The organism is Streptomyces sp. (genome assembly GCF_035563135.1).
In the GTDB taxonomy this organism is placed as follows: Bacteria; Actinomycetota; Actinomycetes; order Streptomycetales; family Streptomycetaceae; genus Streptomyces.
Genome location: NZ_DATMVN010000549.1, coordinates 1 through 22,713, shown reverse-complemented (window position 1 = coordinate 22,713; position 22,713 = coordinate 1). Strand labels below are relative to the sequence as shown.

Sequence of the window (22,713 nt, the reverse complement as noted above, 5' to 3'; positions counted from 1 at the left end):
CGGCCCGGTGATGCGGTCGTCGCTCCGGAGCGTGAGGGCCGGGGCACCGCGGGCAGCCGCTCCGCCCGCAGCCCGCCGTCGTACGGGAGCACCGCGGCGAAGCCTGGAGGCCGGCACGCCCTGCTGGACGCGGAGTCCCGGCAGCGCCGCCTTGCCGTCGGGTTCGGGCATTCGATGATTCCTCATAGCCCCGTTCAGGCGTTCGGGAAGACCGGTGGATCCGTAGCGGAACCGTTGCGCGGCACGGCGAAGGCGGCGCAGGAAAGTCGGTACGCTCCCCCTTGGCTTCGCGGCTCCGGCAGGGGCCGAACTGCCGCAAACAGGGGATGATTCATCATGAGCAGCACACCTTCCGCCCACCTTTTCAAACCGCTCCAGGAGGGCGACCCGGCTGTCGTGGGCGGTTACCGCCTGGCGGCCGTACTCGGCACGGGCGGCATGGGCAAGGTGTATCTCTCCTACACGCCGGGCGGCCGGCCCATCGCGCTCAAGGTGATCCGGCCCGAGTTCAGCGAGGACCCCGAGTTCCGGCGGCGGTTCAAGCAGGAGGTCCACGCCGCGCAGCGGGTGCAGGGTCTGTACACGGCGCCGGTCATCGACTCCGACACCGACGGCCCACAGCCCTGGCTCGCCACCGCCTACGTACCGGGCCCCTCTCTCGCGCACGCCGTGGCCCGGCACGGCGCGCTGCCGCTGCGCAGTGTGCTGCTGCTGACCGTGGGGGTCGCCGAGGCGCTCCACGTGATCCATGGCGCGGGCATCGTGCACCGTGATCTGAAGCCCGCCAATGTGCTCCTGGCCTCCGACGGCCCTCGTGTGATCGACTTCGGCATCGCCCGTGCGGCCGACGCCACCGCGCTGACCGGCACCGGCGTCAGCGTGGGCACCCCGGCGTTCATGGCGCCCGAGCAGGCGTCCGCCGGTACGGTCACCCCCGCCACCGACATCTTCGCCCTGGGACAGATCGCGGCCTTCGCGGCGATCGGTTCTCCCGCCTACGGCGACGGGTCCTCGCACGCGGTGCTCTACCGGATCGTCCACGAGGACCCCGACCTCAGCCGGCTGCCCGCGGAACTGCTGCCTCTGGTGACCCGCTGCCTCAGCCGCGACCCGGCCGGCCGGCCGCGCCTGACGGAAATCATCGAGCTGTGCCACGAACTGTCGCCCGACGCGCTGCGCCAAGGTGAGGACTGGCTGCCGCAGGCGGTCGCGGGATCGATCACCGAACGGCTGCGACTGCCCGAACCGGCGAAGACCCCGCCGCCGCAGCCCGCCGTCGCGCCGACACCGACCCAGCTCGACCCGCAGAACGGGACGCCGGGTGCGGTGAACCCGTACGCGCCGACCGGGTCCGCCATGCCTTCCGCGCCGACGCGGAGCGCACCGGGAGCTCCGGGGCCTGTGCCACCGCCCGGGTACCCGATGCACCCCCCGCAGGGCCGCCCTGCCCCGCCGCCCGGCTATCCGACGCCCTCCGTGTCCGCGCCGGGCCACCACACGCCGCCTCCCGTCACCCAGGCTCCGTTCGCGCCCCCCGGGCGCGTGAAGCCGAAGCGGACCGGGCTGATCGTGGCCGCGTCGGTCGTGGGCGCGATCCTCGTGCTGGGAGTCGTCGGTTCCCTGCTGCCGGACGGGGGAGGGAAGAACACGGACACCGGGGCCAAGTCCCCCAGCAGCAGTGACAGCACCAGCGGTTCGAGCGACAGCGGTACGTCGGGCGGAAGCCGGAAGAAGGCGGATCCGAAACCGGTCTCGTACAAGGGCATCGACCTGACGGAGGGCTACGAGATCATGCTCGCCGACAGCCCGCCGCGCCCGATCGAGAGCGAGGACGCGGCCTACGGCGAGGGAGATCTCTATTTCAGAGTCGTGAGCTTCCTGGAGGAGTCGACCCTCGGCACCGCCAACGGGAAGTTCGTCCTGCTGAACAACACGCAGAAGGGCTCCCTGGAGACCTGCCGCACGGAGACGCGCTACACGGAGAGGATCGGCCTCGACCAGCTCAGCAACGGGTCGGAGTTCTGCGTGCTCAGCAACGCCGGCCATGTCGCCGTAGCCACCTACCGCGGCAGGTCCGGCGAGGACGACCCCGGCTCGTACGTCACCGTCGACCTGCAGATCTGGCGCAACGCCGAAGAGGCCAAGGCGGAGTAGTCCCGGGCCCGCGTGCCCGTGCTCGTCCCGCCTCGTCCGGATGTGTGGAGGCGCCCTTGACCTTGACACGGTGAGAGGGTCTTCACCGTGGTCGGGGAGGTGGGCCCCGATGACCATGCCGGAACAGAACACGGATACGACGCGAGCGCTCCGGAAGCGGGGGGACGACAACTCGTCGGTGAGACTGCGGGCAGCGCCGGCGGCCGGCACGACCCCTGACCCGCGCTTCGTCGACAAGCTCATCGAGCGGTGCGCGATCGAACCCGAGTTCTTCGTACGCGAGATGCTCACGTGGGCACTCACCCGCCACCCGGCAGCAACGACCGTCCCCCAGCTCATCGGGGAGGTCCGCTCGGAAGGTACGCAGGCGCGCAGCCAGGCGTTGCACACGCTGTCGAAGATCGGGGATCGCCGAGCGTGGCCGGCGATCACACGGGCACTGCTGTCCGACGCCGACGACGAGGTGGCGCGGAGTGCCTGGCGGGCAGCGGAGGGGCTCGGCTCACCGGGGGCAGAGGTGCGGAGACGTGCCGTGCAGTCCCTCGCCGGGATACCGGGCGATGAGGCGGCCGCGTTGCTGCGGGCCGCCTCCGCGCACGCCGACCCCGTCGTCCGCAGATGCGCCGCGCCGGCGCTCGGGGCGCGTGGAGTCGCCGCCGCGGTCCCGACGCTCATCGACATGGTCGTGGAGGAGACGGACGACGTCGACGCGGCCGATGCGTTGAGTGCGCTGGCCGGTCGTCCCGCGACGGCGGAGACGATCGCCACGAGGCTCGTCGAACTCCTCGCCCCGGGCACCGCCGGACCGTCCGCGCGCCGACGGCTGGCGGAGGCGCTCGCGGACATCCCGGGGCCCGCAGCGTCACGCGCCCTCGCCGATCTGTCGCACGACGAGGACCGGACGGTCGCGCTGACCGCGGCGTACGTCCTCGGGCTGCGCGACGCGCGCTGACGGGCCCCCGGGTGCCCTGACCCGTACGGTCCGGCGGGACAGCGGCGTACCCGGGGCCCCGGGTGCGCGCCGGCGGTCACCAGGGGCCTCACCGTGCCTGTTCCGCCGTGGCGGCGGGCTCACCGGTGGCGGTGTCGACGAGGAAGCCGCCGGACTGGTGGTGCCAGAGCTTGGCGTAGGCGCCGTCGGTGTGCAGCAGCCCGTGGTGCGTGCCCTGCTCGACGATGCGTCCGTGGTCGAGCACGATGAGGTGGTCCATGGCCGCGACCGTACTCAGACGGTGCGCGACGACCAGCGCGGTCCGGCCTTCCATCAGCTGCCAGAGGGCCTGCTGGACGAGGGTCTCGCTCTCGGAGTCCAGTGCGCTCGTCGCCTCGTCGAGCAGCAGGACCGGCGCGTCGCGCAGGATCGCCCGGGCGAGGGCGACCCGCTGACGCTGCCCGCCGGAGAGTTTGACGCCGCGTTCCCCGACCATCGTGTCGAAGCCCGCCGGGAGCTGGTCGGCGAACTCGGTGACATGGGCCGCGTCGGCGGCCGCGCGGATCTCGGCGTCGGTGGCGTCCGGACGGGCGAAGCGGATGTTCTCGCGCAGGGTGCGGTGGAACATGGCCGGTTCCTGGGGGACGTACGCGATCAGGCTCCGCAGGTCGGACTGGCGTAACCGGCTGATGTCCTGGCCACCGATCAGGATGCGTCCCGACCGGACATCGGCCATCCGCAGCAGCAGTCGGGTGAGTGTGGTCTTGCCGCCGCCGGAGCGCCCGACGAGGCCGATCCTGGCCCCGCTCGGCACGTCCAGGTCGAGTCCCTCGAAGATCGGGTCGCCTCCGCCGTGGGCGAAGGTGACGTGCTCGAAGCGGACGGCGGCGTCCTGCGTGTTCAGCGGCTCCGGTGCCGCGGGGTCGAGCACCGTGGGCGGGACCAGGAGCAGCTCGGTGAACTGGGCGGCCTCGGTCATCGAGCTCTCGAGACGGCGGTAGATCTGATTGAACTCGAACATGATGCGGGTCGAACCGGTGTAGTACGTGAAGGCGACCACGATCGCCTCCACGCTGCCACCGCCGGCGCCGATGCCGACGGCGAGGAGCAGGCCCAGCCCGTTGGTGAGGACCGACAGCGGTGCGACGAGGGTGTCGATGCGCAGATTGCCGTAGTCCCATGAGCGCAGTGTCAGCCGCCGGGACTCCGCGACCCGTGCCCGGTGCTCGGCGGCCTCGCGTTCCTCGGCCGCGAACGCGCGCACGGTGTCCATGTTCATCAGTGCGTCCGAGACATGGCCGGACACCCGGGCGATCGCCTCCTCGCGCCGGTCGACCAGCTTCTGGCGGCGCCGGATGAGGGGAGCCGCGCATACGGCGGTCACCGTGATCATCGTCAGCAGACCGGCCACCAGCAGGGGGTCGTAGCTCCAGAGGATCACCGTGCCGAACAGGAGCGGCGCCAGGCTTCCGACGATGTTGAACGTGAGGGTGTCGACGAACTCCTCGAAGCGCGCGGCGAAACTGAGCACCCTCTTGGTCAGGGATCCGGCGAAATTGTCCTGGAAGAAAGCGGCGTCCTTCGCGAACAGCTCGTCCATGCCGGTGACATACAGGTGCTCGATGCCTCGGGCGTCGACGCGGTTGAGGCAGTGCAGCCCCACCCGCCACATCGCTTCCGCCAGGAGCAGCACCCCGGCGAACACACCGACGTACGGGAGCGCCTCCCGGACGCCCATGGTCCCGTCCTCGGAGATCCGGCCGACGAGTTTGGCGACGACCAGTGGCGCGACGTACGTGATCCCTATGTTGCCGAGGGCCGGGAGGGCGAGCGCGGGGACGGAGAGTCCGCGCTGGCGGGTCAACTCCTGCAGGTAGTGGCGGAGTGCGAGCCGGACCGGTCCCTTGTCCGCTCCGGTGCCGTGAGACTGCTGCGATCCCATGCCGACCTCATGTCGTTTCGCGGGCAGTTGCTCCGGACGCCGCTGTCGGCGGTAGGTCTGCGCCCCGAAGGCGCAGCACCGTGCCGGGCGGAAGCGCTGGCCGCGCGTCCGCGGCAAGCGGTCCGGGAGGGAGAGTCTTCCGTGGCCGGCGGCCGGCGTCCAAGTGTTTTCAGGGGCACGGGCAGCACAGGGGAGCGTTTCGGCCTGTACGCCCACCCCCCCGCGCCACTGGCGCACATGTGTGCACGGTGCCGGGGCCTGCTGACGCCGATCCCACGCGGGGGCGGAGCCCGCCGGCCGGCGCCGTACACGTCGCACTCCCGCGCATGAGCACACGAATGAGCGCCGGAAGCGAGGAAAGCCGGTGGAGACGTGCGTTCCGGGGACGGCTCGCTCAGCGCGCCGGTTCCTCCCCGGACAGATCCTGCTCCTCGGGAATGAGATGCATGGCCGCTTCCTCGGCGGACGCCGCCGCGCCGTCGGTGCCGACGTCCTGGGCGGTGAGCGTGGAGGGCACGTGCCTGTCGCCCTCCTGCGTGAGCCTGCCTGCGCGCCCCGTCCCCGCTTCCGTCCCGTAGAACTCCCCGCCGCCGTCCGCCAGATCTCCGGGACCGCCGTCGACAGGAGCGGCGCCCTCCGGAACCTCCCTGGCCAGGCGGCTGTCCAGGGATTCGCCCGCGTGCTGTTCAGTGGCGGTCGTGCCCTGGTCGTCGACCACCCAGGGCCGGTCCGGCGGGGAGTGGCCCTCGTCCAGGACGTCGGCGATCCCGGACGTGTCCAGGGTGTCCTGCGGATCCAGCAGGTCATCGGGGTCCGAGGCCTCCGGCTCCTGGGGCTGGTAGACGTCGTCCCCCCGGTCGCTGTCGGTCATGGCGCATCCCTTTCTCCGGGTCCCCCTGTACGCAATTCCACTCCGGTCCGGCGGGGGACGCAACGGAAGCCGGTTCCCGACAGGAATGACGCCGTTTTAGATGACAATGAAAACGATTATCGCTAGCGTGTGTGCGGTCGGGCCGGAAGCCCCTGTACGGGGGTGACATCTGCCTGCCCGCAATCCCAATCGTGCTGTGAGAAGGGGGAGCCCGTGGCTCATCTGCTGGTGGTCGAGAGCTGGGTGGGATCGATGAGCAGGCTGCTGCCACGGGCCCTGGGGGAGAGGGGACACCACTTCACCTTCCTCACCCGCGACCTGCACCACTACCTGCGATCCGCGCCGGAGGGGACGCAGCACCCTCTGCTCACCGCCCGGAACATCGTCACGGCGCCCACCAACGACGTCGACGTACTGCTTCCGCAGGTCGAGCGGTTCCACCGGGCTCTGCGCTTCGACGGAGTGGTCACCTCCTGTGACTACTATCTGCCGACCGTTGCCCGGATCGCCGCACTCCTGGGCCTGCCGGGCCCCTCGGCCGAAGCCATGGAGAGCGCCTGCCGCAAGGACGCCACCCGCCGTGTCCTGGCCGCCGCCGGGGTCCCGGGCCCCCGGTTCGCGGTGTGCGCCGACGAGGCGGAAGCCGCCGCAGCCGCCCGTGACATCGGGTATCCACTGGTGGTCAAACCGGTCGATCTCTGTGCGGGCATGCTCGTCCGCCGGGTCGACGACGCGGAACAGCTGACCGAGGCATGCCGGGCGCTGGCGGCCTTCCCGCGCAACGCCAGAGGACAGCGACGCACGACGCACATCCTGCTCGAGGAGTTCCTCCACGGTCCCGAGGTGAGCGTCGAGACCGTGACCCGCCGCGGCGCCGCCCACGTCGTCGGAGTGACGGACAAGAGCATCGGCGGGGCCCCGGCCTTCGTCGAGACCGGCCACATGTTCCCGGCCGCACTCGCCCCGGACGACCTCGCCGCCGCGACCGGCACCGCACTGCGCGCCGGGGCGGCCCTGGGGCTCGACGACGTCGTGGCGCACACCGAGATCAAGCTGACGGCGGACGGTCCCCGGGTCGTGGAGGTCAATCCCCGCCCCGCGGGCAACCGCATCACCGAGCTGGTCCGCCATGTCACGGGGATCGACCTCGCCGCCGCCTGCGTCGACGTGGCGCTCGGCAGAGAGCCCGACCTCCTGCGCCGCGACACCGGACTGCGCAGTGCGGCCATCGGATTCCTCGTCCCCGACGCCGCGGGCACCCTCGCGTCCGTGGAGGGCGCCGACGGCTTGCGGGACGCCGACGGCGTGCTGGAGGTACAGGTCGCCGAGGCGGGCCGCACGGTCGAGGCGGCGGACAGCAACAACGCCTACCTCGGGCACATCATGGCGGGCGACGCCACCGGGCTCGGCGCGCGGGACCGCGTCGAGGCACTGCTCGCGGGAGTGCGCCCGCTGCTGGTGCGCTCATGACGACGACCTCGCGCACCACCGCGCCGTGTTTCGACACCCTCCTCGGCCAGGCCCTCCACGGCGAACTGGGCCCGGACCCCCGGACCCGCCGTATCGCCGTGGCCTTCACGACGTCCCAGGCCGTACGGCACGACGGGCGGCACGGCGGATACCGCAACGAGGTCCTCAGCCTCCGCGTAGGCGGTGCGGTCGGCTCGTGCGCGGTGGAACCGGGAGCGCTTCCCGCCGGAACCGTCGAGGACTGCGCCGGCGCGGATGTGGCCGGGCTCCTCGCCCACCCGCTGCTGCCGGTCCGGGTCGCGGCACTGGACGCCTACCTGATGGACGTACACCCGCACACCCCGTCCCGCGGCGCGCAGCCGGTGACCATTCCGGCCGGCAGTTCGCTGGAGCGCTCGCAGGCGCGGGCCGCTGCCGTCACCGACCTGCTGGACGTCCCGCCCGGCGGCACGGTCCTGGTCGTCGGTGTCGTCAACTCCCTGCTGGCGCAGCTGCGTACGCGAGGGATCACCGCGATCCCCTGCGACCTGAAGGGCGGCACCACCGAGTGGGGGGAGCCCATCACGACGGACGCCCTCAAGGAGATCGGGCGCTGTGACGCGGTGCTGGCCTCCGGCATGACGCTCGGCAACGGCACCTTCGACCCGCTGCGCCGGAGCGCCCGGGAGCACGCGAAACCCCTGGTCATGTTCGCCCAGACGGGAAGCGCGGTCCTGCCCCGCTTCCTGGGTGCCGGAGTGACCGCCGTGTGCGCCGAGCCGTATCCCTTCTTCTGGCTCGACGGCGGCCCCGGCATCATCCACCGCTACCGCGCGGACGACGGAGGCACCTCATGACCACGGCATCCCTGCCCGCCCTCGACCCCAACCGGGAACTCCTCGCCCTCCTCGGCCGCACCCCGCTGGCCAGGATCACCACCGCACTGCCCCGGACCCACCCCGGCTTCTGGGCCAAGCTCGAAGGACACGCCGTCGGCGGTATGAAGGCGCGGGCCGCCGTCTCCATGCTCCTGGGTGCCGAGGAGCGCGGCGAACTGCTCCCCGGCGCACCGGTCGTGGAATCGACCTCCGGCACGCTCGGCATAGGACTCGCGTTCGCCGGACAGGCCCTCGGACACCCCGTCGTGCTCGTCGGCGACAGTGAACTTGAGCCTTCCATGCGGCAGTTGCTCCGCTCCTACGGGGCACGCCTGGAGCTCGTGGAGCGCCCCGCCGCGCACGGCGGCTGGCAGGGCGCCCGGCTGGAGAGGCTGCACGACCTCCTCGCCCGGCTGCCCGGCGCGTACTGGCCCGATCAGTACAACAACCCGGACAACACGGCGGGTTACGCCTCGCTGGCCGCCGAACTGGCCACCCAGCTCGACCACCTCGACATCCTCGTGTGCAGCGTCGGCACCGGAGGCCACAGCGCCGGGATCGCCGGGCCGCTGCGCAGACACTGGCCGGACCTGCGCCTCATCGCCGTCGACTCCGCCGGGTCCACCATCTTCGGGCAGGCCGCCGCGCCCCGGCTGATGCGCGGTCTCGGCAGCAGCATCCATCCGCGCAACGTCGCCTACGACGCCTTCGACGAGGTCCACTGGATCGGCCCGGCCGAGGCCGCCGACGCCTGCCGGCGCCTCGCCCGGGGCAACTTCGTCAGCGGCGGCTGGAGCACCGGGGCCGTCGCACGCGTCGCCGCCTGGGCAGCCCGCACCCACCCCGGGGCGGCCGTCGCCACCGTCTTCCCCGACGGACCCCACCGCTATCTCGGCACCGTCTACGACGACGACTTCATGACCGCCCACCACCTGGACCCCGGGCTCGCGGCCGCGTCCCCCGTCGACGTCCCGCACCCGCGCGCCCCACAGCCGGAGGGGTGGGCCCGGTGCACCACCGTCACCGATCCGCTGGCCGAAGGACTGGAGAGGCAGCCGTGAAACTCACCCAGCACACGGTGCGGCTCGTCCTCGCCGAACCGCTGCGCATCTCGCGCTCGACCATGACCGCCCGCGACGCCGTGCGCCTCACCGTCGAACACGAAGGGCTCAGCGGTCATGGAGAGGCCGTCACCAGCACCTTCTACGGCCTCGACACGCCTGCCCTGCAGCGCCTCGCCGCCCGGACCGGCGAGCAGCTCGCCCGCTTCGCCGGACCGGAGAGCGCGCTGCACGCCCTGCGCGCCGGCGAACTCACCGGCCCCGGGACCCCCGCCGCCGTGACCGCCGCCACCGAGGCGGCGCTCCTCGACCTGGCCGGCAAACGCACCGGCACCGCCGTGCACCGCCTCCTCGGGTCCTTCGAGGCGCCGAGGACCGCCACCGCCCGCACGATCTCCCTCACCTCCCCGGAGCGGGCAGCCGCACAGGCCCGCAGCCTGGCCGAAGCCGGATTCTCCGTCATCAAGATCAAGGCGGGCGACCGGGACCAGGAGGCCGATCTGCACCGGGTACGGGCCGTCCGCGCAGCCGCCCCGGCCGCCCGGCTCCTCCTCGACCCCAACGGGGCCTGGTCGGCCGGACAGGCACGCGCGCTCCTGCCCCGGTTCGCCGAACTCGGCGTCGAGGCCGTGGAACAGCCCCTCGCCCCCGGTGATCCGGAGGCCCTGGCACGGCTCGCAGCCCGCTCACCCGTGCCTGTCATCGCGGACGAGGACGCGGTCACCTACGAGGACGCGCGGCGGCTCGCCGGACGCGTCCACGGGATCAACGTCAAACTCGCCAAATGCGGCGGTGTCCACGCGGCGCTGCGCATCGCGGCCCTGATCGAGGACAGTGGCACAGACCTGATGCTCGGCTGCCTGACCGCCAGCACCCTCGGCATCGCCCCCGCGGTCCACATCGCCGACCGCGCCCGCTGGACCGACCTCGACGGCCACCTCCTGCTCGCCCACGACCCCTGGACAGGCATCGGCGGCACCGACGGATTCGTCGCCGCCAACGGCCGGCCGGGTCTCGGCGTACGGCCCCGCACCGAAGCCGGGACCCGGAGCGCCGCCTCATGAGGACCTGGCACGAGATCCGCGGATTCCCGCTCGCCATCCGCCTGCTGCTCATCAACCAGCTCGGCGTCAACACGGGCTTCTACCTGCTCATCCCCTACCTCGCCACCCACCTCGGCGACGACCTGGGCATGTCGGCGGCCGTCGTCGGCATCGTCCTCGGCGTACGCAACCTGAGCCAGCAGGGCCTCTTCCTCATAGGCGGATCCGCCGCCGACCGGCTCGGCCCCCGGGGCGTCATCATCACCGGATGCGCGATACGCACCGTGGGCTTCGCCCTCTTCGCGCTCGGCGACGGACTGCCCGTCCTGCTCGCGGCCTCCGTGCTCAGCGGACTGGCCGGCGCCCTGTTCAATCCCGCCGTCCGCACCTATCTCGCCCAGGAAGCAGGGGAGCGCAGGGCCGAGGCGTTCGCCCTGTTCAACGTCTTCGCGACGACCGGTGCCCTCATCGGCCCTCTGCTGGGAAGCGCCCTGCTCCTCGTCGACTTCCGGGCCTCCGCGCTCACCGCCGCCGGGATCTTCGCGCTGCTCACCGTCGCCCAGGCCCTGGTGCTTCCCGCCCGGGACGTGCCGCCGGCCACCGGCAGGGTCACCGCCGACTGGCGCGAAGCCGTCGGCAACCGCGCCTTCCTCGCCTTCGCACTGGCCATGGTCGGCATGTTCACCCTGGAGAACCAGCTCTATCTGCTGCTGCCCGCCGGAGCGCGGCAGGCCACCGGCTGGGACGGCGCAGCCGGACTCGTCTTCCTCGTGGGCACGATCGCGGGCATCGCGTTCCAGCTGCGGATCACCCGCGCACTGAAGGGGCGGGGGACCAGGGGGCGCTGGATCGCCACCGGACTGGTGCTGATGGGGCTCGCCTTCGTACCGCCGATGCTCGTCGCGGGCACCGGTGAGCCCCCGGACGGAGCTCTGGACGCCTTCCTGCGCGTCCTGCCCGTACTGGTCGGAGCCCTCCTGCTGCACCTGGGGGTCATGACCGCGCAGCCCTTCGTCATGGAGCTCATCCCGAGCTTCGGCAGACAGACGCTGACAGGCACGTACTTCGGGATCTTCTACGCCGTCTCCGGCATCGCCGCGGCCGTCGGCAACGCGGCTGTCGGCTGGGCCATGGACGCCGCCCGGGGAGGCGGCGGCAGCCCTGCCGCACTGCTCCCCTGGGCCTGCTGCCTGGCGGCCGGACTCGTCTCGGCGGCCGGCGTGACCTGGCTGCACCGCAGCGGCACCCTGCCCCGTACGCAGCCCGCCCGCCTGCCGGTGACGGCATGAAGCGCCGCACGGGGAACCTGCTGACCGACCGCCCGGACCTGTACGAGGCCAGGTTCCCCGACCCCGACCGCCTCGCCGGGCGCTGGGCGGAAGACCTCCTGCGACGGTACGGCGCCGGCCAGGCCGTCCTGGACCTGGGCTGCGGGACCGGCCGCGACGCCGCCTTCCTCCACGGTGCCGGACGGCATGTCACGGCCGCCGACCTCTCCGCCACCATGCTCGCCCACGCCGGGACCCACCACCCGGGTCCGCAGTACGTACAGGCCGATCTCAGCCGGTTCGATTTCGGTCAGCGAGTCTTCGACGCAGTGGTGTGCCTGGACAGCTCACTGCTGTACTGCCACACGAACGAGCAGCTCGACGGATTCCTGGCGTCGTGCCGCCGGACGCTGGTGCCCGGCGGCCTGCTGGTCGCGGAGATGCGCAACGGCGCGTACTTCCTCGGCCGGGCCGAACCCCCCACCGTGCCCGCCGTCTCCCGCTTCACCTGGCAGGGCACGACGTACCGCTCGACCACCGCACTGCACATCGACCGCGCCGCCCAGCTCCTGCGGCGTACCCGCAGCTGGACCGCCGACGACGGCAGCGCGCCCGTCGAGGAGCACTCCGCGTGGCGGCTGCTCCTGCCCCAGGAACTGCGCCACTTCCTCACCGCCCACGGCTTCGACGTCCTCGCCCTGTACGACGGTCCCGGACCACGCACCGAACCGGCCTGGCAGCCGGGCGCCGGACCCGGGGCCGCCGCTGACGGCGACCGGCTCCACCTCGTCGCCAGGAAGTCCGCGAGGACACACAGCACGTAGAGCGGGCCGACAGGAAACCCACCACGAAACCGAAGCCCGTCACGAAACCGGCTGGGCCCGCCGGCGATCCGGCGGGCCCAGCAACAGGAGAGCAGCCATGACCGCATCAGCCGACAGACACGAACGATTCCCCGGCCTGCACAGACGCGGTTTCCTCGCCGCGGCCGGAGGAGCGGCCGGCCTCGGCGCGCTCACGCTCGCCGGATGCTCCGGATCCGCCGGCCCGAAGACGGCCGCCGGCAACGGGGACGGCGCCCCCCGGCGCGGCGGGCGGCTGCGCGCCGCCTTCGCAGGAGGAGGCGCGAGCGAAACCCTCGACCCGCACCTGGGAAACCTCTTCGCCGACGCCGCCCGCAGCAAGGCGCTCTTCGACAAGCTCGCCGACTACGGCGCCGACCTGTCCGCGGTGCCGCGCCTGGCCGAGTCCTGGGAGCCGAACGCCGGCCTCGACCGCTGGACCGTCACGCTGAGACAGGCGGAATTCCACGACGGGAAACCGGTGACCGCCGCCGACGTCCTGTACAGCTACCGCCGCATCGCCGACCCCGACAAGGCGTACCGCGCCCGCGCATCGCTGGAACCCATCGATCTGAAGGCGAGCCGGGCGACGGGGGAGCGGGCCGTCGAGTTCGTGCTCAAGCGGCCGACCGCCGAATTCCCCAACGTGCTGGCCGCCTTCGGCACCTACATCGTCCAGGACGGCGCCACCGCGTTCGACCGCGAGCCGATCGGTTCCGGGCCCTTCCGGTTCGTCTCCTTCACACCGGGCCGCTCCACCGTCCTGCGGCGCAACGAAGCGCACTGGGACGGGGCCCCGCACCTGGACGAGCTCGAATTCGTCGTCGCCAACGAGGAGTCCGCCCGGATCAACGCCCTCCTCGGTGGCCAGGTCGAGTACGCGCACGAGCTCAACCCCGCCACCGGACGCGCCCACGAGAAGGCGGACAGCATCGAGATCGTCCGACTGCGCAACAGCGCGATGCAGGCCTTCGCCATGAAGACCGACCGTCCGCCCTTCGACGATCCCCGGGTCCGCGAGGCGTTCTTCCTCATCGCCGACCGCCAGGAACTCGTGGACGGTGCCCTGTCCGGAGCGGGCGAGACGGGCAACGACCTGTTCGGAAAGGGATACGAGTACTACGCGGACGAACTCCCGCAGCGCCGACAGGACATCGGCCGTGCCCGCCGTCTCCTCGAACAGGCGGGCGCGCAAGGCCTGAAGGTCACTCTCGACACCTCGGCCGTCGCCGCCGGATTCACCGAGGCCGCCGGGATCTTCCGGGACCAGGCAGCGCGCGCCGGAGTCACCGTCGACGTACGGATGGGCAGCAAGGACTCCTACTGGAAGGACATCCTCGACTCGGGCACCCTGTGCTGCTACCGGTCCGGAGCCATGCCCATCGAGTCCCACATCTCCCAGCGCCTGCTCACCGACTCCACCACCAACGCCACCAAATGGCAGGACAAGGCCTTCGACACGCTCTACCGGCAGGCCCAGTCCACCAAGGACAAGGCGGCACGGGCCGCGCTCTACGGACGGATGCAGCGGCAGCTGCACGCCGAGGGGGGCTTCCTCGTCTGGGGCTTCGGCGACTGGATCCTCGGCACCGCACGCTCCCTGCGGGGTGTGGCCCGTGAAGCACCCGCCAACACCCTGGACTGGGCGCGCTTCGACAAGGTCTGGCTGGCGTGAACGGCCTGCGTTCCTGGATCGCCCGGCGGCTGCTCCTCGGCGCCCTGCAGACCGCGGCCGTGGTGCTGCTGGTCTTCGCACTCACCGAAGCGCTGCCGGGCGACGCGGCGGTGGCCTTCGCCGGGGACCAGCCGGACCCGCAGCGCATCGCGGCCGTCCGCGAGGCGATGGGACTCGACCGGCCCGCCCACGAGCGCCTGGCCGACTGGGTCACCGGGCTGCTGCACGGCGACTTCGGCACCTCGCTCACCTCCGGGCGTCCCGTGTCCGGGTTCCTCGTGGACGGCTTCGGCCCGACCCTGCTCCTCGCCACGGTCACGGTCCTGCTCCTGGTCCCGGCGGGGGTGGGCCTCGGCGTCCTGGCCGCCCGCCACGAAGGGCGGTTCACCGACCGGCTGATCAGCTCCGCGACCCTCGGTGTCTACGCCGTCCCCGAATTCGCCCTCGGAGTGCTGCTGGTGAGCGTCTTCGCCCTCCGGCTCGGCTGGTTCCCGCCCACCGCCGTCGGCTACGGCAACGGTCTGCTCGCCCACCCCACCGTGCTGGTCCTGCCCGTGCTGGTCCTGCTCGCCCGGCCCGTCTGCTCACTGGCCCGGCTGGTCAGGGCCGCAATGATCGAGGCGCTCGCCGCCCCTTACACTGCCCATGCCAAGCGGTACGGAATCTCCGGTGCCCGCATCCGCTACGGACACGCCCTGCCCAACGCCCTCGCTCCCGCCACCCAGCAACTCGCCCGCACCATCGACTGGCTGCTGTGCGGCGTCATCGTCGTGGAGGCCCTCTACGTGATCCCCGGGCTCGGCACCGTCCTCATGAACGCGGTCGCCGACCGCGACATCCCCGTCGTACAGGGCCTCGCGGTGGTCTTCGGCCTCGCCACCGTCGTGCTCAACCTCGGCGCCGACCTCGTCACCCACCGGCTCGCACCCCGCTCGGGGGTGGCTGCGTGAAGCGGCTTCGCAGATACGGCCCCGGGGCGGCCGTCGCCGCGCTCCCGCTCGGCCTCGCCCTGGCAGGGCCGTTCCTCGTGGGGGAGCCCTCCGCCCGCAGTGCCTCCTTCACCCTCGGCGGCGGCCACTGGCTGGGCACGGACTTCGTCGGCCGGGACGTCGTGCAGCAGGTGCTGCTCGGCGGACGGCCCGTCGTCCTCGTCGCGCTGGCCGCCACGGCTCTCGCGTACCTCGTCGCCCTGCCGCTCGGGCTGATCAGCGCGCTCACCCACCGCAGGTGGCTGGAGGAAGTGCTGATGCGCCCCCTGGACGTGCTCCTCGCCGTCCCCTCGCTGCTCATGATCCTGCTGGTCGCCGCAGCCTTTCCGCCCGGAGCCGCGGGACTCACGCTGCTGGTGGCCTTCGTCTCCGTCCCGGATGCGGCCCGGATCGTGCGCGCGGCCGCGGCGGAGGCGGCGTCCAGGCCCGCGGTGGAGGCGCTGCGCATGCAGGGGGAGAGCTGGTGGCGCCTCGCCGTCGGATACGTCGGACGGTCCATCCTGCGCACCCTCGCCACCGACGCCGGAATCCGGCTGACCGGGGTCCTCTACCTCGTGGCCACCGCGGCCTTCCTGGGCATCGGAGTCGCCCCGGACGCAGCCGACTGGGCCGTGATGGTGGACCGCAACCGCACCGGACTGCTCATCCAGCCCTGGGCGGTCGTCGTGCCGGCGCTGCTCATCGTCGCACTGACCATGGGCAGCAATCTGCTCGTCGACGCCGCCATGGAGAACCGCACCCCGTCCCGGAAGGGCCGTCGCCCATGAACGACCAGCCTGTGATCGCCGCCGTCTCCGGGCTGACCGTCGAGGCCGACGGCCGGGCGCTCGTCGACCGGGTCTCGCTCCGGCTCCGGCCCGGCACCGTCACGGCCCTGGTCGGTGCGTCGGGCAGCGGCAAGACCACGACGGGCCTCGCGCTGCTCGGCGAGTACCCCGAGGGAGCGCGGGTGACGGGTGAGGTGGCCGTGCACGACACCCGGATCGGCTACATCCCCCAGCACCCCGCGGCCGTCCTCAATCCGGCCCGCCGCACCGGATCCCTGCTGCGGGACATGGCGCGGCAGCAAGTGCGTGGCCTGCCCAGGCCGCAACGCCGGGCCGCAGCACGGCAGCGCGTGGCCGAGGCTCTCGCCGATGCCCAGCTCACCGATCCCGGCGAAGTGCTGGGCCGCTACCCGCACCAGCTGTCCGGCGGCCAGCAGCAGCGTGTCGTCCTGGCGCAGGCGCTGCTCCTCGGCGCCCGCGTCATCGTCGCCGACGAGCCCACCACCGGACAGGACGCCCTGACCAGGCGTCGCGTCGTCGACCAGCTCGCGGCGGTGGCCGGCCGGGGCATCGCCGTACTGCTGCTCAGTCACGACCTCGACGTCGTACGCGAACTGGCCGACGAGGTACTGGTGATGCGCGGCGGCCGTGTGGTGGAGCAGGGCCCGGTCCACCGCATCCTGGACGCTCCCACGCACCCGTGGACCAAGGAACTGCTCGCCGAACCGAGGACCCTGCCGTACGCGGATCCCGGGCACACCGGTGCGGAGGTGCTGACGGTCAGCGGACTCACCGCCCTTCACCGGGCCGGCGGCGACCGCGTCCCGGTGCTGAGCGTGGACGGGCTCGCCCTCCGCAGCGGCGAATGCCTCGCCGTCGTCGGCCGCTCGGGCAGCGGCAAGACCACCCTCGGCCGCTGTCTCGCAGGCCTCCACCGCGACCACACCGGGCAGGTCCTGCTCGACGGCGCAGCACTGCCGCGCAGCGTGCGGGACCGCAGCCGCGGGCAGCTCGCCGCCGTGCAGTACGTCTTCCAGGACGCGCGGGCCGCCTTCGACGAGCACCGGCCGGTCCTGGACCAGGTGGCCCGCACAGCGGTACGGCTGCACGGCACCGAGCGCAGGGAAGCGGCTGCCGAGGCCCAGAGGGTGCTGACGGACCTCGGGCTGGACGAGAGCCTCGTGCGCAGGCTTCCCGGGCGGCTCTCCGGCGGTGAACTGCAGCGTGCCGCCCTCGCCAGAGCGCTCCTCGCGCGGCCCCGGGTACTGGTCTGCGACGAGATCACCTCGGGACTCGACCCCGTCACCAGGCGCTCCCTGCTCGATCTGCTCGCCGCGCTGGTCCGCCGGCCGGACGCTCCGGGCATCATCCTGATCACGCACGACCTCGACACCGCGGCACCGGCGACGCGTATGGCCGTGCTGGACGGGGGCGAGGTGGTGGAGGAGGGGCCGGCGGAACAGATCCTGACCGCCCCCCGGCACCCGTTCACGGTCTCACTGGTCCGTGCCTCACAGGGGCGGGGGACCGGGGTGCGCCCCTGAGCGGAATCCGGGCCGTCCGCACGGACGTACACTCGGTGCATGGATGACACCGGCGCCACAGGGAAGTGCCCGCACCGGGCCGCCCCCTGTGTGCCCGCGAGCTGCCGCGCAGTCCTGCACGGACACGGCTAGCGGCCTTCAGCGCTCTGTCACCGGTCCGGCGACGCCGGCCTGCCTCTGTGTCATGCTCCCGCGCCTCCCGTGACCACACCACGGACCGCCTCCACATCGCACACGCTCCACTTCACCACCGCTGCCCCGGCGCACCGCCGTCGCGGCGTTCCGGCGACGGCCGCACCACGGTCCGAGCCACCCTCGAAGGGACCACCTTGAAGCTGAGCGAGCTGCTGGCCGGACAGAACCACCGCATCCTGCAGGGAGACCCGGACAAGACGCACATCACCGCCGGGGCGGCTTTCGACGCGGACCGCGTGGCGCCGGGATCCCTGTTCATCGCCGTGCCCGGGCACATCGAGGGAGGCCCGGACGCGGTCGCCCCCGCCCTCGCCCGGGGCGCCGCAGCGGTTCTCGTGGAGGGCGGTCGCACACTGCCCGCGACGGTGGGTGACGTCTGTGTCGTACAGGTGCCGGACGCCCGGATCGCGGCCGCCGTCGTCGCCTCGCGCTACTACGGCGAGCCGGGGCGGCGGATGGACATGGTGGCGATCACCGGTACCAACGGGAAGACCTCCGTCTCGTACATGGTCGAATCCGTGCTGCGGATCTCCGAGGGGGCGGGAGCAGGGGTCATCGGCACGGCCGGGAGTCGCATCGGCGACGAGCTGATCCCCATGCCCCGGTCGGTGCTGACCACTCCGGAATCTCCCGACCTGCAGTATCTGCTGGGGTGCATGCGCGACCGCGGGGTGGGCACCGTCGTGCTGGAGGCAACGTCCATGGGCCTGCTGACGCACCGGGTCGACCGTACCTTCGTCGACGTCGGGGTCTTCACCAACCTGAGCCAGGACCACCTGGACGACCACGGGACGATGGACAGCTACCGGGACGCCAAACTCCGGCTCTTCCAGGGGCTGTGCGGGCACGCCGTGGTCAACGCGGACGACCCGGTGAGTGCCCGTATCGAGGCGATGATGCCCGGCGCAGTGACCACGTACGCCCTCGACACCGAGGCCGACTACCGGGCCACCGACCTGGTCGTCGACGCCTCGGGCACCCGCTTCACGCTGCACCACGACGGCCGCAAGTACCCGGCCGCCATCCCCGCGCCCGGCAGGTTCTCCGTGTCGAACGCGCTGGCCACGGTGGCGGCCTGCCACACCTTGGGGCACAGCCTGCCGGGACTGGTCGCCGCGCTCGAACGGATGCCGCAGATCCCAGGCCGCTTCGAACGCTTCACGACTGCCGACGGCACCTCGGTGATCGTGGACTACGCCCACTCCCCGGACTCGCTGAACAAGGTGCTGAGCACCATTCGCGGTTTCGCCCGCGCCGAGGTCATCACCGTTTTCGGCTGTGGCGGGGACCGGGACACCACCAAGCGCGCCGAGATGGGGACGATCGCCGGAACACATTCCGACCTGTGCGTCCTGACCTCGGACAACCCGCGCAACGAGGACCCGGAGACGATTCTGGACCAGGTGGCTCCGGGCATCGCGGAAACGGGTACGCCGTACGAACGCTTCACCGACCGCCGGCGTGCCATCGCCTTCGCGCTGGAGGCGGCCGGACCGGAGGACATCGTCCTGATCGCCGGCAAGGGCAGCGAGCCGTACCAGATCGTCGGTGAGACGCTCCTGCCGTTCAGCGACATGGCAACCGTGCGGGAACTCACCGGGAACTGACCCCGGAGAACAGGCCGGCCCCACACGCAGGGCAGGAGCCCTCGTGTCCGGGCGCTCCTGCCGGAGACCGCCCTCGTACGGAACCGACCGGAGCCGCCTCGGCACGGGAAGCAGCACCTGCGGTCATTCACATCGTGACTGCGTCAATCGTCGCGATCCCGGTGTTGGCCCGGGCCGCCCGCCCGCTGCGAAGCTGATCGCCACGCCCGCCCGGCCGGTGGCGGGACAGCGGGGGAGCGGGAGTGCGGATGACGGTGTTCACGACGAAGAGCGGGGCGGTCGCGGGAGCCGTGTCCACGTACGCGCCCGGAGTGGCCGTACTGCGCGGGATCCCGTACGCCGCGCCGCCGTTCGGCGCCGACCGGTTCCGGGCGCCGCGCCCGGCAGCGGCCTGGGGCGGGACCAGGAACTGCACCGCCTTCGGCCCCGTGGCCCCGCAGTCGGCGCAACTGCCGGGAGCGCCTGCCTGGTCCCCGGGTGACGAGGACGTGCTCAGCCTCAACATCTGGACGCCCGGGAACGACGGCGACGCGCTGCCCGTGCTCGTCTGGATCCATGGTGGTGCCTACGCCTTCGGCTCCTCGGCGCAGCCGGACTTCGACGGTGCCGTCCTGGCCGCCCACGGGCTCGTGGTCGTCACGCTCAACTACCGGCTGGGCTTCGAGGGATTCGGCCATGTCCCGCCCGCCGCCGGCACCGAGCCCTGCCCGGACAACCGGGGACTGCTCGACCAGATCGCCGCGCTCGCATGGGTGCGGGACAACATCGCGGCGTTCGGCGGTGACCCAGGCCTCGTCACCGTGGCCGGACAGTCCTCCGGGGCGACCTCGGTCGCCTGCCTGATGGCGATGGACGGGGCGCGCGGACTGTTCCGGCGCGCCATCGCCCACAGCCCCGTGAACGCCTGCGCCTCGCCTGCTTCCGCCGCCCGTACCACGGCGGAGGTGGCCGCGGAGGCCGGTGTGCCGGCCACGTACGCCGGGCTGGTGTCCGCCTCCCCGAAGGCACTGGTCGATGCCTCCGACCGGGTGGCCGACGGATACCGGCGCGATCCCGCATCCGGAGCACGCCACTACGATCCGGCGATCTACGGGCCGGTGGCGGGGGGCACCGCCTTGCCCCTCGACCCGCTCACGGCGTTCGCCTCCGGAGCCGGCCGGGAGGCCGACCTGCTGGTCTGTCACACGGCGGAGGAATTCTGGCTGCTGGACGAGACGGGTAGCTGTGCGAAGGTCACCGAAGAGAGCCGACTCGCCGTCTTCGCAGCGGATCTCCACATCCAGGACGCGGTGCTGGACGCCTATCGTCGGCTCGCACCGGAGGCATCCGTGCACGAGACCTATCTGGCCCTGTACGGGGACCTCCAGTTCGCCGAGTACAGCTGCAGGCTGGCCGAGGTCCACGCGGGGGGAGGGGGCCGGACCCGGCTCTCACGCTTCGTCCGGCGGCACGACGGCCGGGGGAGGCCCGTCAGGGCCTGGCACTGCGCGGACATCCCGTTCGCCTTCGGCACCGTGGACGACGAGAACGTCCACTTCCTCATCGGAGGGCCTCCGGGTGCCGCGGACCGCGAGCTCTCGTCGCGCATGGCGCGCGCATGGGCGGAGTTCGCGGCCACCGGCGACCCCGGCTGGCCGCCGCTCGACGCGGCGGGCAGCCCCGTACGGATCTGGGACACCGTCTCCTCGGATGTGCCCAGTGGCCGGTGGGACGCGTTCCGTGCCCCATGGCGCGCCTCGGGGCTCCCCCTGATCACGCCCTGACCCACCGCACCGATCGGGGGATGTCATTGGCATGGACCTGACCGTCGAACTGGACTACAGTCCGTAGGTGATACCTCTGAGAGCGCTCTCAGACGGCTCTTGGACGCTTCCTGTTCCACCCCCACGATGCTGGAACAACAGAAGGAGCAATCCCTTGAGACATACGACGATGGTGCGGACCGGTCTCTCCGCACTGCTCATCATCGGTGCCTGGGCGACCGCCGGGCTCACCCAGGCCTCGGCCGCCGGCTCCCCCTCCTCCGCCGCACCCCAGGCCTCGTCCGGGATCATCACGGCCATGCAGCGCGACCTCGGACTGACGAAAAGCCAGGCAGAGGCGCGGCTCACCGCGGAGAAGCGGGCAACAGCACTGCAGGGAAAGGCGCGCAGCGCGGCCGGGGCGTCGTACGGCGGCTCCTGGTTCGACGCGGGCAGCGGCAAGCTGACGGTGGCCGTCACGGACGACGCCAAGGCCGGTGCCGTCCGTGCGACCGGTGCGCAGACCCGGGTGGTCGACCACACGGAGCGCGAGCTCGACGCCGTCAAGAACAAGCTGGACGCACTCTCCGCCCCTGAGGGGATCAGCAGCTGGCACGTCGACCCCCGGGCGAACAGCGTCGTGGTGGACGTCGTCGCCTCCGCACAGGGTGACAACGATGTCCGCGCGTTCCTCGCCAAGGCGCGCAAGGCCGGCCCCGTCACGGTGGAGCAGACCGCCGGGGCCCCGCAGACCTTCGCCGCGGGAACGGTCGGCGGCGACCCCTACTACACCGGCAACGTCCGCTGCTCCATAGGCTTCTCGGTGCACGGCGGCTTCGTCACGGCGGGCCACTGCGGCCGTGCGGGCGGAGCGGTGAGAGGCTGGGACGGCTCGGCCATCGGAAACTTCCAGGGTTCGTCCTTCCCCGGTGACGACTACGCCTGGGTGAACGTGGGCAGCGGCTGGTGGACCGTCCCGGTGGTCCTCGGCTGGGGCACGGTGTCCGACCAGCTGGTCCGCGGCTCCAACGAGGCCCCCATCGGCGCCTCGATCTGCCGCTCGGGTTCCACCACCCACTGGCACTGCGGCAGTGTCCTCGCCAAGAACGAGACCGTGAACTACAGCCAGGGCGCCGTCCATCAGATGACCAAGACCAGCGTATGCGCCGAACCGGGTGACTCCGGCGGCGCGTTCATCAGCGGCGATCAGGCCCAGGGCGTCACGTCGGGCGGCTGGGGCAACTGCAGCGGCGGCGGTGAGACCTGGCACCAGCCCATCAACGAGATCCTCAACCGCTACGGGCTGACCCTCCACACGGCATGACGGATGACACCGCCGGGACCTGCTGACCCGGCGCGAACACGACCGGTCCGCTGCGGCAACGGGGTGCCCCCCTGCCGCGGCGGACCTCCGCTGTGAGCGCCGGCGGTCCCGCCACCGGCCTACGGTCCGGCCGGTCCTCGGGGGACCGGTCCCGACCGCATCACGGTGAGCCCTGAAGAGCGGGCCCCGCAGCGCGTCGGCCTTGTGCCTCCCGGCCCTGCGCCCGCAGGGGGTGGGACGGCCGACTTCCGGTGCGATAAGCGCTGTTCGCCAACTCTTGGCATGTTCTCGACGGCGACGCAACACTGGCAACACGCGGGAGAGCGCTCCCCTGATCCTCCATGAGGGCAGCCGCATCCCCATGCGGCTGCCACGTCCCGTCCACTGGGCCGGCCGCGGACATGTGACGGGGGCGTCTCGCCGTCGCCGAA

General features: G+C 72.2%; 17 protein-coding genes. 15 read left to right on the top strand and 2 right to left on the bottom strand.

Features of this window, described 5'->3' with window-relative positions:
• The first annotated feature begins 336 nt into the window (after window positions 1–336).
• Both VN520_RS24310 and VN520_RS24305 read left to right on the top strand, forming a co-directional pair.
• On the top strand, window positions 337–2,154 hold the full coding sequence (locus tag VN520_RS24310; protein WP_325749064.1) for a serine/threonine-protein kinase: 1,818 nt from the start codon (window positions 337–339) through the stop codon (window positions 2,152–2,154).
• A gap of 109 nt (window positions 2,155–2,263) precedes the next feature.
• A complete protein-coding gene (locus tag VN520_RS24305; RefSeq protein ID WP_325749063.1) occupies window positions 2,264–3,106 on the top strand; it encodes a HEAT repeat domain-containing protein in 843 nt (280 codons plus the stop codon).
• A gap of 88 nt (window positions 3,107–3,194) precedes the next feature.
• Here VN520_RS24305 and VN520_RS24300 read toward each other — a convergent pair whose 3' ends face one another.
• Window positions 3,195–5,027: an ABC transporter ATP-binding protein gene (locus VN520_RS24300; RefSeq protein ID WP_325749062.1), complete on the bottom strand. Its 1,833-nt coding sequence runs from the start codon at window positions 5,025–5,027 to the stop codon at window positions 3,195–3,197.
• A gap of 394 nt (window positions 5,028–5,421) precedes the next feature.
• Entirely contained in the window at window positions 5,422–5,898 is a 477-nt protein-coding gene (locus tag VN520_RS24295; protein ID WP_325749061.1) for a DUF5709 domain-containing protein, read from the bottom strand.
• 213 nt (window positions 5,899–6,111) lie between these two features.
• On the opposite strand from VN520_RS24295, the gene VN520_RS24290 reads away from it, so the two are divergent.
• The 13 genes from VN520_RS24290 to VN520_RS24230 all read left to right on the top strand — a co-directional run bounded on the left by VN520_RS24290 (window position 6,112) and on the right by VN520_RS24230 (window position 22,282).
• Window positions 6,112–7,368, top strand: coding sequence for an ATP-grasp domain-containing protein (locus VN520_RS24290; protein WP_325749060.1), 1,257 nt, complete (start codon window positions 6,112–6,114; stop codon window positions 7,366–7,368).
• On the top strand, window positions 7,365–8,204 hold the full coding sequence (locus VN520_RS24285; RefSeq protein WP_325749059.1) for a Rossmann-like domain-containing protein: 840 nt from the start codon (window positions 7,365–7,367) through the stop codon (window positions 8,202–8,204). The genes VN520_RS24290 and VN520_RS24285 overlap by 4 nt, the downstream gene beginning before the upstream one ends.
• Window positions 8,201–9,286 (top strand): PLP-dependent cysteine synthase family protein, encoded by a 1,086-nt coding sequence (locus VN520_RS24280; RefSeq protein WP_325749058.1) that lies wholly within the window; start codon window positions 8,201–8,203, stop codon window positions 9,284–9,286. Before VN520_RS24285 ends, VN520_RS24280 begins: the two co-directional genes overlap by 4 nt.
• Window positions 9,283–10,350 carry an enolase C-terminal domain-like protein gene (locus VN520_RS24275; RefSeq protein WP_325749057.1) on the top strand — a complete coding sequence of 356 codons (1,068 nt, stop codon included), beginning with the start codon at window positions 9,283–9,285 and terminating at the stop codon, window positions 10,348–10,350. Before VN520_RS24280 ends, VN520_RS24275 begins: the two co-directional genes overlap by 4 nt.
• Window positions 10,347–11,618 (top strand): MFS transporter, encoded by a 1,272-nt coding sequence (locus tag VN520_RS24270; RefSeq protein ID WP_325749056.1) that lies wholly within the window; start codon window positions 10,347–10,349, stop codon window positions 11,616–11,618. Before VN520_RS24275 ends, VN520_RS24270 begins: the two co-directional genes overlap by 4 nt.
• Window positions 11,615–12,421, top strand: a complete 807-nt coding sequence (locus VN520_RS24265) for a class I SAM-dependent methyltransferase (protein ID WP_325749055.1) — start codon at window positions 11,615–11,617, stop codon at window positions 12,419–12,421. Before VN520_RS24270 ends, VN520_RS24265 begins: the two co-directional genes overlap by 4 nt.
• Window positions 12,422–12,518: 97 nt before the next feature.
• Window positions 12,519–14,114 carry an ABC transporter substrate-binding protein gene (locus VN520_RS24260; RefSeq protein ID WP_325749054.1) on the top strand — a complete coding sequence of 532 codons (1,596 nt, stop codon included), beginning with the start codon at window positions 12,519–12,521 and terminating at the stop codon, window positions 14,112–14,114.
• A complete protein-coding gene (locus VN520_RS24255; RefSeq protein ID WP_325749053.1) occupies window positions 14,111–15,064 on the top strand; it encodes an ABC transporter permease in 954 nt (317 codons plus the stop codon). Before VN520_RS24260 ends, VN520_RS24255 begins: the two co-directional genes overlap by 4 nt.
• Entirely contained in the window at window positions 15,061–15,870 is an 810-nt protein-coding gene (locus tag VN520_RS24250; protein WP_325749052.1) for an ABC transporter permease, read from the top strand. Before VN520_RS24255 ends, VN520_RS24250 begins: the two co-directional genes overlap by 4 nt.
• The gene (locus VN520_RS24245; RefSeq protein WP_325749051.1) at window positions 15,867–17,414 is read left to right on the top strand and encodes an ABC transporter ATP-binding protein; all 1,548 of its coding nucleotides are present in this window, start codon (window positions 15,867–15,869) and stop codon (window positions 17,412–17,414) included. The genes VN520_RS24250 and VN520_RS24245 overlap by 4 nt, the downstream gene beginning before the upstream one ends.
• Window positions 17,415–17,743: 329 nt before the next feature.
• The gene (locus tag VN520_RS24240; protein WP_325749050.1) at window positions 17,744–19,216 is read left to right on the top strand and encodes a UDP-N-acetylmuramoyl-L-alanyl-D-glutamate--2,6-diaminopimelate ligase; all 1,473 of its coding nucleotides are present in this window, start codon (window positions 17,744–17,746) and stop codon (window positions 19,214–19,216) included.
• Between the two features lie 248 nt (window positions 19,217–19,464).
• Window positions 19,465–20,979: a carboxylesterase/lipase family protein gene (locus VN520_RS24235; protein WP_325749049.1), complete on the top strand. Its 1,515-nt coding sequence runs from the start codon at window positions 19,465–19,467 to the stop codon at window positions 20,977–20,979.
• Between the two features lie 169 nt (window positions 20,980–21,148).
• Window positions 21,149–22,282, top strand: a complete 1,134-nt coding sequence (locus tag VN520_RS24230; protein WP_325749065.1) for a S1 family peptidase — start codon at window positions 21,149–21,151, stop codon at window positions 22,280–22,282.
• The last annotated feature ends 431 nt before the right edge of the window (window positions 22,283–22,713 follow it).